This window comes from Rhizobium sp. 16-488-2b (genome assembly GCF_017741815.1).
In the GTDB taxonomy this organism is placed as follows: Bacteria; Pseudomonadota; Alphaproteobacteria; order Rhizobiales; family Rhizobiaceae; genus Rhizobium.
On record NZ_JAGHMF010000012.1, the window covers coordinates 196,936 to 211,304 of the forward strand.

A 14,369-nucleotide genomic window follows, 5' to 3' on the forward strand; every position below is an offset into this window, starting at 1 on the left:
CGCACCCGTCACCGATCAGTGACCGCCATCCGTTCCAAGAATGGCCGACAATAGCCGCCCCTCCAGTTCCGCCAGATCGGCGTTGCCGTGACGGCGCGGATGCGGATAGGGAATGGCGAGGTCGAGCGACACCCTGCCCTCGTCGAGCACGATCACCCGGTCCGCCAGATGCACGGCCTCGCTGACGTCATGTGTAACAAGCACGGCGGTAAAGCCGAGTTCGCGCCAGACCCGCGCCAAGAGCTCCTGCATGCTGATCCGGGTCAGCGCATCGAGCGCGCCGAGCGGCTCGTCCAGCGCCAGAACACCGGGACGGCTCACCAGCGCACGGGCAAGCGCCACGCGCTGCCGCTGTCCACCCGAAAGCCGCGCCGGCCACTCGCCGGCCTTTTCCGCAAGCTGCACTTCCGAAAGCACGGCCTCGACCTCCCGCGCCGCCACCCACCGGTCGACCTTGTCGCCGAGCCCGACCGCGACGTTATCGGCAACATCAAGCCATGGCAGCAGCCTCGGCTCCTGGAAGACGATACGCGCATTGGCCTCGCCGCCATCAGGCGTATCGAAGGTCAGCTCTCCCGACGTTGGCTCGTCCAGGCCCATGAGAGTGCGCAGAAGCGTGCTCTTGCCGCAGCCGCTCTTGCCGATCACGGCGACGAACTGCCCAGCCGGAATGTGCAGGTTGATCCCCCGCAGCACCCTGTTGGCGCCAAAGCTCTTCTCCAGCCCTTTCAGGGTGATCGCGGCGGCACCGCTGCGCGCGGGCCTATGCGCGTCGATTGTGTACTCCGACGCATCGGCAGCGCCCTGGAAGCGCTCATGTGCGATGAGGGTCATGGCCTCTCTCCTACTTCTGATAGACAGGGTTCCACCTGAGCGCCCGGCGCTCGAGCGAACGGGCCACGACATCGGCGAACTTGCCGAGAAGCGCGTAGATGACGAGCGCCAGCACGACGACATCGGTCATCATGAACTCGCGCGCATTATTGGCCATGTGGCCGATCCCCGACGACGCGGCGATCGATTCCGAGACGATCAGCGTCAGCCACATGATGCCAAGCGCATAGCGCAGCCCGACGAAGATCGAGGGAAGCGCGCCGGGAAAGACCACCTTGCGAAAGAGCGTCCAGTTGCTCATCCCATAGACCCGGCCCATTTCGATCAGATCGCGATCGACATTGCGCACGCCGTGATAGCTGTTGAGGTAGACGGGAAACAGCACGCCGAGCGAGGTCAGGAACAGTTTCGATTCCTCGCCGATCCCGAACCACAGGATGACAAGCGGGATCATCGCAAGATGCGGAATGGTGCGCAGCATCTGCAGCGTCGTATCGGTCAGCTGTTCGGAAAGCTTCGAGACGCCATTGGCGATCCCGAGCAGAAAGCCGATCGCCCCGCCAACGACGAGGCCGGCGAAGGCGCGGCCGGCGCTGACGAGAATATCATGCGGCAACTGCCCTGACAGCGTCGTCGACCAGAAGGCCACGGCGACATCCGCCGGCGACGGCATGATGCGCGACGAGATCCAGCCTAAAGAACAGCCAAGCTGCCATGCCGCGATGATGGCAAGCGGCACCAGATAGGGCAGCAACCGCTCGCGCCCCGGCATCGGCAGCCGGAAACCTTGTTTCGGTGCCGTCCTGCCCGCTGTCCGCTCCGTCAGCGCGCGGCCGATCGGCGTATCGAATGTCGACATGGAGTTCTTCCTCGCCTCTGTGTCGCCACGGCCTCAAGCCCGCTGGCAGACATGCGTCCATTGAAGCGCTGCTCGCGCACAGCCAGCAGCGCATCCGTTCGATCAGGATCCGGAGACCACCTTGAGATTGCCGCCATGGCTACCGCCGCCGAAGACCTGGCGCTTGCCGAAGTCGCTGTCGAAGCCGTGGCGCTGCTCCTTGCGGGTGATGCCGAGTTCCGGGAACAGCAGTTCGGCGACGCGATAGGCTTCTTCCAGATGCGGGTAGCCGGAGCCGATCACCGTATCGATGCCGACATCCTGGTATTCGCGCAGCCGCGCCGCCACCGTCTTCGGCGAGCCGACCAGAGCCGTGCCAGCACCGGCGCGCACCAGCCCGACGCCCGCCCAGAGATTGGGCGACACTTCAAGCTTGTCGCGGCGGCCGCCATGCAGCGCCGCCATGCGTTTCTGGCCGACGGAATCGGACTCGTTGACGAAGCGCTGCTGCGCCTCCTGGATCGTCTCGTCGTCAAGCTTGGAGATCAGCCGGTCGGCCGCGGCCCAGGCCTCCTCGTCGGTCTCGCGCACGATGAAATGCAGGCGGATGCCGAAGCTGACCTCCCGGCCCTTCTCTGCTGCCGCGGCGCGCACCTTCTGAACCTTCTCGGCCACCTGCGCCGGCGGCTCGCCCCATGTCAGGTACTTGTCGACGCGCCCGACCGAGAAATCGATACCGGCATCCGAGGAGCCGCCGAAATAGAGCGGCGGACGCGGGTTCTGCACGGAGGGGAAACCGAGGCGCGCATTGGTCGCCTTGATATACTTGCCGTCATAGCTGGCGACACCCTTCTCCAGCAGCTCCTCGAAAACCGTGAAGAACTCGTCGGCATGAGCGTAGCGCTCGTCATGCGCCAGCGTGATGCCGTCGCCGGCAAGCTCGCCCGGACTGCCGCCAACGACGATATTGAGCAGCAGACGCCCGTTCGAGATGCGGTCGAGCGTCGTCGTCAACCGCGCGTAATAGGCGGGCGACGCCGTGCCGGGGCGGATGGCGACAAGGAACTGCAGCTTCTCCGTCTTGGTCGCAAGTGCCGCCGCCGTCACGAAGGATTCCTCGCAGGACACCCCGGTGGGAAGAAGCACGCCGGAATAGCCGAGACGGTCGGCCGCCTGCGCAATCTGCGTGAGATAGTCGAATTCCGGCGCGCGGTTCAGATCGTTGGAGCCGAGATAGGCGCCGTCGCCCGATGTCGGGATGAACCAGAGAAAATTGATGGGATCGTGCTTGTTGCTCATGGAAATGATCCTTGTATGGAAGACGGCTTAGCTGGCGGGATGCCAGATGGCATTGCTGACGGTGAGCTGCTTCGGCACGATGCCGAGATTGTAGAACTCGTCGGCCAACGCCTGCTGGTATGCGGCCGCATCGTCGCTGATGGTCGACACGCCGCCGAGATCGGCGCCCGCCCGCGTCAGCGTCACGCGGGTGATATCGACGGGAACGCCGGTGATCTCGGAAAGCTCCTTGATCGTGTCGTCGAGCTTGCCCTGCGCGGACCGGCCGACCTTGGCGAGTTCATCGATCACATCGCTGACGACCTGGCCGTTCGCATCTGTGAAGCCGGCATTGGCGAGGAAGTAGCTGTAGGACGGCACGATCCCCTCGGCGGTGGACAGGATACGCGTCTGCGGATCGGCCTCGACAATGGCGAGATAGGGATCCCAGATCGACCATGCATCGATGCTGCCGTTCTTGAAGGCGGCCGCAGCGTCCGGCGGCGACAAATCGATCGGCTCTACATCGTCGATCTTGAGGCCGGCCTTGCGCAGGATCTTGACGGTCACGTTTTGGGCGCTCGATCCGCGCTTGAAGGCGACCTTCTTGCCCTTGAGGTCTTCGACCGTCTTGATATCGGAATCCTTGCGAACAACGATCGCCGAGCCGGCGGCGCTGCCGCGATAGGTGCCGACATAATAGAGCTGGCCGCCCGCGGCCTGCGCAAACAGCGGCGGCACATCGCCCGTTGCCCCGAAATCAAGCGCGCCGGCTCCCAGCGCCTCAAGCAGCGGCGGCCCCGAGGTGAATTCGGACCAGCTGACGGTGATGCCCTTGTCGGCAAGCCGTTTCTCCAGCGCCCCTCTGCGCTTGGCGAGCGCCAGCACGCCGTTCTTCTGCCAGCCGATGCGAAACTCGGTGGCGGCGGCGCGCGCCGGCCGGATGGCGGGCATTACGGCGGTAGCGGCCACGGCGCCGAAAAGCCCCAGTGTCTGTCGACGAGAAATCATAGCTGTCCCCTTTCGATCAGCGTGTTTCGGGTTCGATCTCCGAAGCCGCTGTGTTTGCGATGGGGAAATTCTGCTGAAATCTATAAATTAGATCGACAATTATGTTTGTGATTTTCGGCCCGCTCGAAATTATCCTGACCCGTTTTTGGGCGTTGAACGGAAATTTGTTCCAACAGCGAACGCCTCGCATCATCTCGGCGGCTTTTCGCCCCGCCCTATTTGGGCTACTCCTCAAGCACGCATTCATGAAAGGATAGGTACATGGCAAAAGTCGCATTCATCGGTCTCGGCGTCATGGGTTTTCCCATGGCAGGTCATCTGAAGGTGAAAGGCGGCCATGATGTCACGGTCTATAACCGCACCGCCGCCAAGGCGGCCGCATGGGCCGAGAAATTCGGCGGCAAGTCGGCCCCGACGCCGGCAGAAGCGGCACGCGACGCCGATTTCGTCTTCACCTGCGTCGGCAATGACGACGATCTCCGCTCGGTGACTTCAGGCAAGGACGGCGTTCTGCAGACGATGAAGGCAGGGGCGATCCTGATCGACAACACCACCGCCAGCGCCGATGTCGCCCGCGAACTCTACGCCGCCGCCAAGGAAAAGGGCGTGGGCTTCATCGACGCTCCTGTATCGGGCGGCCAGGCCGGCGCCGAGAATGGCGTGCTGACGGTCATGTGCGGTGCCGAGGACGCCGTCTATGAGAAGGCCAAGCCCGTGATCGACGCATTCGCCCGCATGGTCGGGCTGATGGGCGCTCCGGGTGCCGGCCAGCTTACGAAAATGATCAACCAGATCTGCATCGCCGGCATTGTCCAGGGTCTCGCCGAAGGCATCCATTTCGGCAAGCGCGCAGGTCTCGATGTCGAGAAAGTCGTCGACGTCATCTCCAAGGGTGCCGCCGGCTCCTGGCAGATGGAAAACCGCCACAAGACGATGAACGAGGGCAAATACGACTTCGGCTTCGCCATCGACTGGATGCGCAAGGATCTCGGCATCGTGCTCGACGAAGCCCGCCACAACGGCGCCAAGCTGCCCCTCACCGCGCTCGTCGACCAATTCTACGGCGACGTCCAGGCCATGGGCGGCAATCGTTGGGACACGTCCTCGCTGCTCGCGCGCCTCGAAAAATGATCGGCCCCTCCTCCAGCGCAGCGGAATTGATCGCGCATCTGCGCACGTTGCGCTCGGAGGAAACGATATCAGGAATGCGCCGTTTCGGCATCGTGACCGATACGGCGCTCGGTATCTCCAACCCGGCCATGCAGGCGATCGCCCGCACGGTGAAGAAAGACCACGCGCGGGCGTTGGCACTGTGGCAAAGCGATATCAGGGAAGCGCGCCTGCTCGCGCTTTACACGGCCGACCCGAAGCAGCTGACGGATAGCCAGGCCCGAAAATGGGCCGGTGACTTCCACTCCTGGGAGATTGTCGATACCGCAGCCGACCTCTTTATCAAGGCAAGGCTGCTCTCGCTAATCCCGGATATGGCCGCGGATGATCGCGAATTCGTCCGCCGTACCGCCTTTGCGATGATCGCCAGCGCCGCCGTTCACATGAAGACGGAGCCGGACGAGACGCTGATCGGCTTCCTGCCGCTCATCGAACGCCACGCCAACGATCCGCGCAACTTCGTGCGCAAGGCCGTCAACTGGGCGCTCCGCAACATCGGCAAGCGCAACCAGCATTGCCACGCCCTTGCGTTGACGCTGGCGGAACGGCTGGCTGCCGACGCGGACAAGACCGCCCGATGGATCGGCAAGGATGCGGCAAGGGAACTGACGAGCGAGAAAATTCTCGCCCGCGTTCAAAAGAAGGGCTCAGTCCTCTAGGGCTGAACTCAGTCCTCGTTGGACTTCGAGTTGTCGAGGATCATGTAGTCGAGCGGCAGCTGCGTCGAATACTTGATCTGTTCCATCGCAAAAGCCGAGGAGACGTCACGGATTTCGATCTTGGCAATCATCCGCTTGTAGAAGGCATCATAGGCCGCGATATCCGGCACGACGACGCGCAGCAGGTAATCCACGTCGCCGCTCATGCGATAGAATTCGACGACTTCAGGGAAGTCCGCCACCACTTCCGAAAACCGCCGCAGCCATTCGATGGAATGCGTGGCGGTGCGGATGGAGACGAAAACCGTGACCTTGGTGTTGACCTTCTCGGGATCGAGAATGGCCACACGGCGCTTGATGACGCCGTCTTCTTCCATTTTCTGGATACGACGCCAGCAAGGGGTCGTGGAAAGGCCGACCTTCTTTGCGAGATCGGCAACCGCCAATGTGGAATCTTCCTGCAAAAGACGCAGAATCTTGCGGTCTAGACGGTCCATTTACCCCACCCCTACGAATTATTTTCTATGTATAGCGTGATTCCGGCCAGTTGAAAGAAATTTGTTTCAGTTCACAAGCATTGTGATGCGCGCCCGCAAGGCCGGCAGCAATTCCTCTTCGAACCATGGATTGCGCCGGATCCAGCCCGTGTTGCGCCAGCTCGGATGCGGCAGCGGTAGAATGGCCGGTGCGCGATTGGCAAACAGGATCTCCCGCCATGCCCGTACTGTCTCGGTCACGCTGCCGCGCCGCTCGCTCCCCAAATGCCAAGCCTGCGCATATTGCCCGATGACGAGCACCAGTTCGATCTGCGGCATGGCCGCGATCACGGGCAGCCGCCAACGAGGCGCGCATTCACGCCGGGGTGGCAGGTCGCTGCCCTTGGCCTCGTAACCCGGAAAGCAGAAGCCCATCGGCACGATGGCGAAACGATCGCGATCGTAGAAGGTGTCGCGATCGACCTGCAGCCATTCGCGCAGCCGGTCGCCCGATGCATCGTTGAAGGGAATGCCGCTCTCATGCACTTTCAGCCCCGGCGCCTGCCCCGCGATCAGTATCCTCGCCTTGGTCGAAATGACAGCCACCGGCCGTGGCTCATGCGGCAGCCGATGATCAGGCCCGCGCAGCGGCGCGTCGCGACAGATCCGACAGTCCGTGATCGCCTCGCGCATTTCCTCCAGCCCATCAGGCGCGCCTACCATCCGAAAAACCCTCTGACGCCGCCCGAACGTTCGGTATCCTGCCTGTGATCGCGGAAGTCACGCGGCCTCTCAAAAGCGCCGGCCCAGAGACCGGCCTTCTCAGATCGCGCCTCAGCCTCCTCGTCACCATAGGCGCCATAGGAAACCGCCATGCCCCGCCGTACCATCACGGCATTGAGATCGGCTCCACCCGCATGGCACACGACAAGCAGCCGCTGAAAGCGATCCCTCTCGGTTCCCACGCAGCGCGCATCATCGCCGGCAACAAGGCTCTGCAGCAAGCGCTTGGCTTCCTGCCCGCACGCCCATCGCGCCCCACCACGCTCGCAGGTCTGGGCAAGTTCGGGCGCATCGATACCTTTCAGCCGCATCCTCTCCTCGCCGATCGCAAGGCTGTCTCCATCAGCCGCGTGGAAACGGCCGGAATGGGAAATCTCGGCGACATCATTCAGCTTGGCCGCGATCAGCCAGATGAACGCGAGCAGCGCAAAGGCCGTCACACCGTCACGAACGGTTCTGAAACCCCGCGTCACGGTTTCGCCTCCTTCAAAAACAAACCCTTGGGAAAATTGGCAAACAACTTCTTAATATTTGAGCCCTAATGTTCACGTACCCGCAGATCAAGCGTCACGTGTATAATGAGTAACGGCGTAAGCACATCGACAGATAAGAATATCGTCGACAAATCACGGAGTCACCGCAACAAGCCCGTCGCAAAGGCTGTGCGGGTGACGCGTGAGCGCCTGCAATCGAGCCATGCGCCAAGCGGCGCCTTCGATCGCGATGTGCTGAACCTCTATATCAATGCCGTGCTTCAGGGCGCCTCGATCATCCCGCTTTTCGTGATCATCATCGCGATCCTCGGCATCTATTTCACCGGCGACACCCAGATCGTGCTCTGGGCCATACTGACGCTGACGGCCCATGCCGCCAATGTGTTTCTCGCGCGCCGCGCCCGCAAGCGCGAGATGACGGCGATCCGCACCCGCAAATGGCGCCGCCTGCTGCTCCTCGGCCAGTTCCTCATCGGCTGCTGCTGGGCCTATTTCGCCATTCAGGACTGCGCCGCCTGCGAGCCGGCCAACCTCGTGCTCTACAAGGGCGCGACGCTTCTGATCGCGCTGTCGCTGACGGCGATGTGGAACTACATGCTGACGCTGTGCGTGCTGGTGACCTTCTCGCCCGTCGTCTTCGCGCTCGTCGCCAAATCCGGCATTTCCCGCGAGATCCTCGAGATCAGCCTGACCGCCACGCTGACCACGACGGTCATCTTCTTCCACTATATCAGCGACCGCCTCTTCCGGCAGAACCTGCGCATCCTCTCCTACCAAGTGGAAAAAGACGACCTGATCGCAGAACTCGAAGTCGCCAAGTCCATGTCCGACGAAGCGCGGCGACGTGCCGAAGAGGCAAACCTCGCAAAGTCCCGCTTCCTCGCCTCCATGTCGCACGAACTGCGAACGCCGCTGAACGCCATCCTCGGCTTCTCCGAGGTGATGTCGGCCGAGGTCATGGGACCGCTGAACAACGCGACCTACAAGGAATATACGAGCGACATCCACCGCTCGGGCCAGCACCTATTGAACCTGATCAACGAAATCCTCGACCTCTCCCGCATCGAGGCAGGAAAATACGAGCTCAGCGAAGAAGCGATCTCGCTGCTGGATATCTCGGAAGACTGCATCGGCATGGTGCAGCTGCGTGCCCGCGGCAAGAACATCACCATTTCGCAGCAATTCGAGCTCGAACTACCGGCAGTCTGGGCCGACGAGAAATCGATGCGTCAGGTGATCCTTAATCTCCTGTCCAACGCCGTGAAGTTCACCCCACAGGGCGGCGAGATCATGGTCAAGGTCGGCTGGACGGCCGGCGGCGGCCAGTACATCTCGATCAAGGACAACGGGCCGGGCATTCCCGAAGACGAAATCCCGGTCGTCCTTTCCGCCTTCGGCCAGGGCTCGATCGCCATCAAGAGCGCCGAACAGGGCACCGGCCTCGGCCTGCCGATCGTTCAGGCGATCCTCGCCAAGCACGACGGCCAGTTCATCCTGAAATCGAAGCTTCGCGAAGGCACCGAAGTCATCGCCATCCTGCCGGCACGACGCGTGCTGCAGTCGGTTCCGGCTGTCGAAGACGCCCAGGCCGTCTCCCGCAAGCGCCGCAGCTTTGCCTGATAGGCTCAGCCGAACATCAAATGCTTGCCGATCGTAAACAGCATGAAGATGCCGCAGGCGGTCAGCATGCAGAGCACGGCGAACGAGCCGAGATCCTTGGCGTGCTTGCCGACGCTTGATATCTCAGGCGAGATACGGTCGATGACCTCTTCGATCGCGGTGTTGAGCGCCTCGATGGCGAAGACGATCAGGAACAGGACGACCGCGATCATCAGTTCGACAAGCGTCGCGCCCACCGCCAGAAGCAGGATCAGCGCGACGGCGGCGAAGAGTAGCTCCTGCCGGAACGCGGCCTCCTTGATCAGTCGCTTGAAGCCGCCGAGCGAGTAACTGGCGGCAGCAAAGAAGTGGCTGATGCCGGTGAGTTTGGTCACGGCAGGTTTCATCAGGCGTCCTCGTCGTCAGGTCGATGGCGGCAATGCCTGCCGCTTCATATCAGAAAAATGCGAATAGCGTGTACACGCCCGCGTCGCAAGCCATCTGTCATAAACCTGTCACGAACCTGAACGCCGTCCCTGAACCCGGGCGATGACTTCAGTGTTCGTGCTTGTTTGTCACACCTGCCTGCGCGAAGGTCGCCATGCCGGAGTGGCATGCCGCAGCCGCCTTGACGATACCGGCGGCCAGCGCTGCCCCCGTGCCCTCGCCGAGCCGCATGCCGAGCGCCAGAAGCGGCGTCTTGCCGAGCATCTCGATCGCCTTCAGATGGCCCGGTTCGCCGGAGACATGGCCGATCAGGCAGTGATCGAGCGCCGAAGGGTTGGCGGCCTGCAGGATGGCGGCGGCGGCCGTTGCCACGTAGCCGTCGATCAGCACCGGAATGCGCTCGACGCGCGCGGCAAGAATTGCACCCGCCATCGCGGCGATCTCGCGACCGCCGAGGCGGCGCATGATCTCCAGCGGATCGTCGAGATGATCACTGTGCAGCGCCACCGCCTTTTCGACGGCCGCAACCTTGCGCTCGAACATGTCGCCTTCCGAACCGGTGCCGGGGCCGACCCAGTCGCGGGCATTGCCCCCGTAAAGCGCGTAGTTGATCGATGCGGCGATCGTCGTGTTGCCGATGCCCATCTCACCGATGCAGAGCAGATCGGTGCCGCCTGCGATCGCCTCCATGCCGAAGGCCATGGTGGCGGCACAATCGCGCTCGGAGAGCGCGGGCTCCTCGGTGATGTCGCCGGTCGGGTAATCGAGCGCCAGGTCGAACACCTTGAGCCCAAGATCATAGGCCACACAGATCTGGTTGATCGCAGCACCACCGGCCGCGAAGTTCTCGACCATCTGCTGCGTCACGGTCGGCGGAAACGGCGTGATGCCCTGCTTCACCACACCATGGTTGCCTGCGAAGATCGCCACGAGCGGCCGGTTGACGGCGGGCGTGCGGCCCGTCCAGGCGGCGAGCCAGAAGGCGATTTCCTCAAGGCGCCCGAGCGAGCCCGGCGGCTTGGTCAACTGGGCATCGCGCTCGCGGGCAGCGACCAGCGCCCGTGGATCCGGCCCCGGCAGATCGCGCAGAAGTGTCCGGAAATCGTCGAACGGCAGGCCTGAAACGCTCATGGATGCGGCTTCCTTGTCTCGTCTGTAAACTTGTCTTATGGCTGCAAATCAGCTTCTTTCGCGGCCACTCTTAAATCCAGCCGCGAAGCGGAACAACTCTAAAAAGCGCCAGACATCATCCCCGGGAGCGGACGCGCCATGAACATCGCAACCTATGTGGCGGATATCGCGCGTGCCGTCGCATTCCTGAGCCGTATTCCGATGCCTAGCGCGGCCTTTGCGGGGTACGACGGAAAACTCGGTCGCGTCGCGCGCGCCTTTCCGGTTGCCGGCATCATCATCGGCCTGCTGCCCGCAATCGTTCTGTTCGTCATGCTCGGGCTGCGCGCCGATCGGCTGATGTCGGCGCTGGTGGCACTGGCGGTACAGGCAATCGTCTCGGGCGCGCTGCACGAGGATGGCCTTGCCGATTGCGCCGACGGCATCGGTGGCGGCCGCGACCGCGCCCAGCGGCTGTCGATCATGAAGGACAGCCGCATCGGCACCTATGGCGCCATCGCGCTGATCCTCTCTTTCTCAATTCGCGCCGCCGCCATCGCCGCCATCGCGCGCGGCGTCGTGCCATTCGCGGCAGCACTCGCCCTGCCGGCTATCGGCTGCATCAGCCGCGGCGCACTTGTCTGGCACTGGCACCGCCTGCCGCCGGCCAAGGCGGATGGCGTGGCCGCAGCCGTTGGCCAGCCCAGCGAAGGCGTCATGCAGATGGCGGTCGTCTTGGCCTGCGCACTGGCAGCGCTGCTGATCTGGCCGAGCCTCGGCCTTCTGCCGCTCATCTGCGCCCTGCTCGCCTGCGGCCTCAGCGCAATGATCTTCACCCGCGTGGCCCGTGTGACCCTCTCCGGCCATACCGGCGATACGCTGGGCGCCACCGCTCAAATTTCCGAGATGGCGGCACTGTGCGCTCTTGCCATGGCTTTGTGAAACAACGATATCATCTGTCATGATAAGCCCGTGCATCAACATCTGCTCCATTGATTCATCCAGCGGCTTTTGCGCGGGCTGCGGCCGAACGATCGAGGAGATTGTCGGCTGGGCGGCGTTTTCGGATGAAGAGAGGCACGCGGTCATGCGCCTGCTGCCCGCCAGGATGAAAGCGATCCCCTCAGCGGCATCGCGCGAGACGATGGCAAGCACGGAGCTCACCACATGAACAGGCTGACGATTGGACTTGGCGGTCTCGGCATCGGCCTTCTCATCTTGCTCTTCAACCACGATAGCCCCAAGATCCTCGGCGTCAGGACCGACGATTTCGGCCGCATGCTCTATCTTCTCCCCATCGCGCTGATGCTGGCCGCGGGCATCTGGGGGCGGCGTATCAGCGTCGGCGAGACGATGCGCCACATGATGATCTGGCTGGTGTTGATCCTCGGCCTCGCCACCGTCTATCTCTATCGCTACGACGCGCTCAGCGTCGGCAACCGTCTGCTGGCGGGCCTCATTCCCGGCCGCGCCGTGGTCGTGACCACCAGCGAAGGCGGCAAGGAAGTCATCCTACACAAGCTGCTGAATGGTCATTTCGAGGCCGATGTCGAGATCAACGGCCAGACGATCACGATGCTTGTCGACACCGGCGCCAGCATGATCGCGCTGTCGCGCGAGGACGCCGAGCGTGTCGGCATCATCCCAGATAACCTGACCTATTCGATGAGCGTGATGACCGCCAACGGCCGCGCCCAGGCAGCCCCCGTCACGCTGTCTGAAGTGGCGATCGGCCCCATCGTGCGCAACAACGTCGCCGGCAGCGTCGCCGAGGACGGACGGCTCGACCAGAGCCTGCTCGGCATGAGCTTCCTCGAGACCTTGGGTTCGCTGCAGATGCAGACCGACGAACTCAGGATGCGCGACTAGCTGCTGCGTGCGCCCGGCAAGTTATCAGTTGCGCAGCTTGTAGCCGGTCCTGAACATCCAGCCGAGCGTTCCCAGGCAGATCGCCAGGAACAGCGAGATCATACCGAGGCTGATCAACGGATTGACGTCGGCGATGCCGTAGAAGCTCCAACGGAAACCGCTGACCAGATAGAGCACCGGATTGAAATGGCTGACCGCCTGCCAGAAGGGCGGCAGCATGTTGATCGAATAGAAGCTACCACCAAGGAAGGTCAGCGGCGGCACGACCAGCATCGGGATCAGGTTCAACTGCTCGAAATTGTTCGCCCAGAGACCGATCATGAAGCCGAACAGGCTGAAGGTCACGGCCGTCAGCACGAAGAACAGCGCCATCATGAAGGGATGCTCGATCCTCACCTCGACGAAGAAATTCGCCGTCAGCAGAATGATTACCCCGATCATCAAGCCTTTGGTCGCGGCCGCCCCGACATAGCCGAGCAGGATCTCGGCCATCGCCACCGGCGCCGACAGCACTTCGTAGATTGTCCCGGTGAACTTCGGGAAGTAGATGCCGAAGGAACCGTTGCCGATGCACTGCCCGAGCAGCGTCAGCATGATCAGGCCCGGCGTGATGAAGGCGCCATAGGAGATTCCCTCGACTTCCTGGATGCGCGACCCGACGGCCGCACCGAAAACGATGAAATAAAGCGACGTCGAGATGACGGGCGAAACCACGCTCTGCAACAGGGTGCGGCGTGTGCGGGCCATTTCGAAGAAATAGATGGATTTGACGGCTTCGAAGTTCATTTTGCGCCTCCCACGAGCGCCACGAAGATATCTTCGAGCGAACTCTGCTGCGTCGACAGGTCTTTGAAATGGATGTTGTGTTCGGCAAGCCGTGTCAGTAGCGCGGCGATGCTTTCCTGGTCGTTCTCGGCGTCGAATTCGTAGGTCAGCCGGTTGCCGCCGGCGGTGAGCGCAAGCCCGTTGCCGGCGAAGCTTGCGGGCAGCTCTTCGAGCGGCTCGGTGAGCTCCAGGATCAGCTGCTTGCGACCGAGTTTGGCCATCAGTGCCGTCTTGTCCTCGACCAGAAGTAGCTCGCCGCCATTGATCACGCCGACGCGGTCGGCGATCTCCTCGGCCTCTTCGATATAGTGCGTCGTCAGGATGATGGTGACGCCCGCCTCGCGCAGCTTCTCGACGGCGTGCCACATATCCTTGCGCAGCGCGACATCGACGCCGGCGGTCGGTTCGTCGAGAAACAGGATTTCAGGCTCGTGGCTCAGGGCCTTGGCGATCAGGACGCGTCGCTTCATGCCGCCGGAGAGCTGGCGCAGCGTATTGTCCTTCTTGTCCCAGAGCGACAGGTCGCGCAGCACCTTTTCGATATGCGCGGGATCGGCCTTCTTGCCGTGCAGGCCGCGCGAGAAGCTCACCGTGTTCCACACCGTCTCGAACTGGTCGGTGGTCAGCTCCTGCGGCACCAGCCCGATCATCGACCGGGTCGCCCGGAAGTCCTTGACCACGTCGTGGCCGCCGACAAGCACGGTTCCCCCGCTCGGATTGGCAATGCCGCAGACGATCGAGATCATCGTCGTCTTGCCGGCACCGTTCGGGCCGAGAAGCGCGAGGATCTCGCCCTTCTCCACATCGAGATCGATGCCCTTTAGTGCTTGGAAGCCGTTACCGTAGATTTTCGTGAGATTGCGGATGGAAATAATGGGGGCCATGAAGGGCTCTTGAAGACGAAAGGAAGGATTTCGCCGCTATATAGCCGCTCCGCGACAGTTTTACATCCCATTGACTGCGAACAGAGTATTCA

General features: G+C 62.6%; 17 protein-coding genes. 6 read left to right on the plus strand and 11 right to left on the minus strand.

The window, feature by feature from the left end; genetic code table 11:
• Positions 1 to 15: 15 nt before the first annotated feature.
• From J5286_RS12925 to J5286_RS12940, 4 genes are all read right to left on the minus strand, one after another.
• Complete coding sequence (locus tag J5286_RS12925; RefSeq protein ID WP_209190645.1) at positions 16 to 834, minus strand: ATP-binding cassette domain-containing protein; 819 nt, start codon at positions 832 to 834, stop codon at positions 16 to 18.
• A gap of 10 nt (positions 835 to 844) precedes the next feature.
• On the minus strand, positions 845 to 1,693 hold the full coding sequence (locus J5286_RS12930) for an ABC transporter permease subunit (RefSeq protein ID WP_209190646.1): 849 nt from the start codon (positions 1,691 to 1,693) through the stop codon (positions 845 to 847).
• Positions 1,694 to 1,795: 102 nt separating this feature from the next.
• The gene (ssuD, locus tag J5286_RS12935; RefSeq protein ID WP_018900586.1) at positions 1,796 to 2,971 is read right to left on the minus strand and encodes an FMNH2-dependent alkanesulfonate monooxygenase; all 1,176 of its coding nucleotides are present in this window, start codon (positions 2,969 to 2,971) and stop codon (positions 1,796 to 1,798) included.
• A 27-nt stretch (positions 2,972 to 2,998) separates the two neighbouring features.
• Positions 2,999 to 3,961 carry an aliphatic sulfonate ABC transporter substrate-binding protein gene (locus J5286_RS12940; protein WP_209190647.1) on the minus strand — a complete coding sequence of 321 codons (963 nt, stop codon included), beginning with the start codon at positions 3,959 to 3,961 and terminating at the stop codon, positions 2,999 to 3,001.
• A 261-nt stretch (positions 3,962 to 4,222) separates the two neighbouring features.
• Between J5286_RS12940 and J5286_RS12945 the strand changes: the two genes are divergently transcribed.
• The gene (locus J5286_RS12945; protein WP_209190648.1) at positions 4,223 to 5,092 is read left to right on the plus strand and encodes an NAD(P)-dependent oxidoreductase; all 870 of its coding nucleotides are present in this window, start codon (positions 4,223 to 4,225) and stop codon (positions 5,090 to 5,092) included.
• Positions 5,089 to 5,790, plus strand: coding sequence for a DNA alkylation repair protein (locus J5286_RS12950; RefSeq protein ID WP_209190649.1), 702 nt, complete (start codon positions 5,089 to 5,091; stop codon positions 5,788 to 5,790). Before J5286_RS12945 ends, J5286_RS12950 begins: the two co-directional genes overlap by 4 nt.
• Before the next feature lie 8 nt (positions 5,791 to 5,798).
• On the opposite strand, the gene J5286_RS12955 is transcribed toward J5286_RS12950, so the two are convergent.
• From J5286_RS12955 to J5286_RS12965, 3 genes are all read right to left on the minus strand, one after another.
• On the minus strand, positions 5,799 to 6,287 hold the full coding sequence (locus tag J5286_RS12955; protein ID WP_113236224.1) for an Lrp/AsnC family transcriptional regulator: 489 nt from the start codon (positions 6,285 to 6,287) through the stop codon (positions 5,799 to 5,801).
• 66 nt (positions 6,288 to 6,353) lie between these two features.
• Positions 6,354 to 6,989 (minus strand): uracil-DNA glycosylase family protein, encoded by a 636-nt coding sequence (locus tag J5286_RS12960; protein ID WP_245205911.1) that lies wholly within the window; start codon positions 6,987 to 6,989, stop codon positions 6,354 to 6,356.
• Positions 6,983 to 7,522: a thermonuclease family protein gene (locus tag J5286_RS12965; protein ID WP_209190650.1), complete on the minus strand. Its 540-nt coding sequence runs from the start codon at positions 7,520 to 7,522 to the stop codon at positions 6,983 to 6,985. The genes J5286_RS12960 and J5286_RS12965 overlap by 7 nt, the downstream gene beginning before the upstream one ends.
• A gap of 105 nt (positions 7,523 to 7,627) precedes the next feature.
• Here J5286_RS12965 and J5286_RS12970 point away from each other — a divergent pair, with 105 nt between their 5' ends.
• Positions 7,628 to 9,163, plus strand: a complete 1,536-nt coding sequence (locus tag J5286_RS12970) for a sensor histidine kinase (protein ID WP_209190651.1) — start codon at positions 7,628 to 7,630, stop codon at positions 9,161 to 9,163.
• 5 nt (positions 9,164 to 9,168) lie between these two features.
• On the opposite strand, the gene J5286_RS12975 is transcribed toward J5286_RS12970, so the two are convergent.
• Positions 9,169 to 9,549 carry a diacylglycerol kinase gene (locus J5286_RS12975; RefSeq protein ID WP_018900596.1) on the minus strand — a complete coding sequence of 127 codons (381 nt, stop codon included), beginning with the start codon at positions 9,547 to 9,549 and terminating at the stop codon, positions 9,169 to 9,171.
• A 148-nt stretch (positions 9,550 to 9,697) separates the two neighbouring features.
• Entirely contained in the window at positions 9,698 to 10,720 is a 1,023-nt protein-coding gene (gene cobT / locus J5286_RS12980; protein ID WP_209190652.1) for a nicotinate-nucleotide--dimethylbenzimidazole phosphoribosyltransferase, read from the minus strand.
• A 138-nt stretch (positions 10,721 to 10,858) separates the two neighbouring features.
• Here cobT and J5286_RS12985 point away from each other — a divergent pair, with 138 nt between their 5' ends.
• Genes J5286_RS12985 through J5286_RS12995 form a run of 3 tightly spaced genes read left to right on the plus strand, consistent with a single transcriptional unit; the run spans position 10,859 to position 12,568 of the window.
• The gene (locus J5286_RS12985) at positions 10,859 to 11,641 is read left to right on the plus strand and encodes an adenosylcobinamide-GDP ribazoletransferase (RefSeq protein ID WP_209190653.1); all 783 of its coding nucleotides are present in this window, start codon (positions 10,859 to 10,861) and stop codon (positions 11,639 to 11,641) included.
• A 19-nt stretch (positions 11,642 to 11,660) separates the two neighbouring features.
• Positions 11,661 to 11,870 carry a DUF1289 domain-containing protein gene (locus J5286_RS12990; protein ID WP_209190654.1) on the plus strand — a complete coding sequence of 70 codons (210 nt, stop codon included), beginning with the start codon at positions 11,661 to 11,663 and terminating at the stop codon, positions 11,868 to 11,870.
• A complete protein-coding gene (locus J5286_RS12995; RefSeq protein WP_018900600.1) occupies positions 11,867 to 12,568 on the plus strand; it encodes a TIGR02281 family clan AA aspartic protease in 702 nt (233 codons plus the stop codon). Before J5286_RS12990 ends, J5286_RS12995 begins: the two co-directional genes overlap by 4 nt.
• A gap of 24 nt (positions 12,569 to 12,592) precedes the next feature.
• Here the strand turns inward: J5286_RS12995 and J5286_RS13000 are convergent, their stop codons facing one another.
• Together J5286_RS13000 and J5286_RS13005 are read right to left on the minus strand one after the other, a co-directional pair.
• Positions 12,593 to 13,354, minus strand: a complete 762-nt coding sequence (locus J5286_RS13000; RefSeq protein ID WP_018900601.1) for an ABC transporter permease — start codon at positions 13,352 to 13,354, stop codon at positions 12,593 to 12,595.
• Complete coding sequence (locus J5286_RS13005) at positions 13,351 to 14,277, minus strand: ABC transporter ATP-binding protein (protein ID WP_209190655.1); 927 nt, start codon at positions 14,275 to 14,277, stop codon at positions 13,351 to 13,353. The genes J5286_RS13000 and J5286_RS13005 overlap by 4 nt, the downstream gene beginning before the upstream one ends.
• Positions 14,278 to 14,369: the final 92 nt, after the last annotated feature.

Coding starts and splice junctions, on each gene's coding strand:
- J5286_RS13005 (WP_209190655.1), bottom strand. CDS start 14,277: ATGGCCCCCATTATTTCCATCCGCAATCTCACGAAAATCTACGGTAAC.
- cobT (WP_209190652.1), bottom strand. CDS start 10,720: ATGAGCGTTTCAGGCCTGCCGTTCGACGATTTCCGGACACTTCTGCGC.
- J5286_RS12940 (WP_209190647.1), bottom strand. CDS start 3,961: ATGATTTCTCGTCGACAGACACTGGGGCTTTTCGGCGCCGTGGCCGCT.
- J5286_RS12955 (WP_113236224.1), bottom strand. CDS start 6,287: ATGGACCGTCTAGACCGCAAGATTCTGCGTCTTTTGCAGGAAGATTCC.
- J5286_RS12960 (WP_245205911.1), bottom strand. CDS start 6,989: ATGGTAGGCGCGCCTGATGGGCTGGAGGAAATGCGCGAGGCGATCACG.
- J5286_RS12945 (WP_209190648.1), top strand. CDS start 4,223: ATGGCAAAAGTCGCATTCATCGGTCTCGGCGTCATGGGTTTTCCCATG.
- J5286_RS12950 (WP_209190649.1), top strand. CDS start 5,089: ATGATCGGCCCCTCCTCCAGCGCAGCGGAATTGATCGCGCATCTGCGC.
- J5286_RS12975 (WP_018900596.1), bottom strand. CDS start 9,549: ATGAAACCTGCCGTGACCAAACTCACCGGCATCAGCCACTTCTTTGCT.
- J5286_RS12925 (WP_209190645.1), bottom strand. CDS start 834: ATGACCCTCATCGCACATGAGCGCTTCCAGGGCGCTGCCGATGCGTCG.
- J5286_RS12930 (WP_209190646.1), bottom strand. CDS start 1,693: ATGTCGACATTCGATACGCCGATCGGCCGCGCGCTGACGGAGCGGACA.
- J5286_RS13000 (WP_018900601.1), bottom strand. CDS start 13,354: ATGAACTTCGAAGCCGTCAAATCCATCTATTTCTTCGAAATGGCCCGC.
- ssuD (WP_018900586.1), bottom strand. CDS start 2,971: ATGAGCAACAAGCACGATCCCATCAATTTTCTCTGGTTCATCCCGACA.
- J5286_RS12970 (WP_209190651.1), top strand. CDS start 7,628: ATGAGTAACGGCGTAAGCACATCGACAGATAAGAATATCGTCGACAAA.
- J5286_RS12985 (WP_209190653.1), top strand. CDS start 10,859: ATGAACATCGCAACCTATGTGGCGGATATCGCGCGTGCCGTCGCATTC.
- J5286_RS12990 (WP_209190654.1), top strand. CDS start 11,661: ATGATAAGCCCGTGCATCAACATCTGCTCCATTGATTCATCCAGCGGC.
- J5286_RS12995 (WP_018900600.1), top strand. CDS start 11,867: ATGAACAGGCTGACGATTGGACTTGGCGGTCTCGGCATCGGCCTTCTC.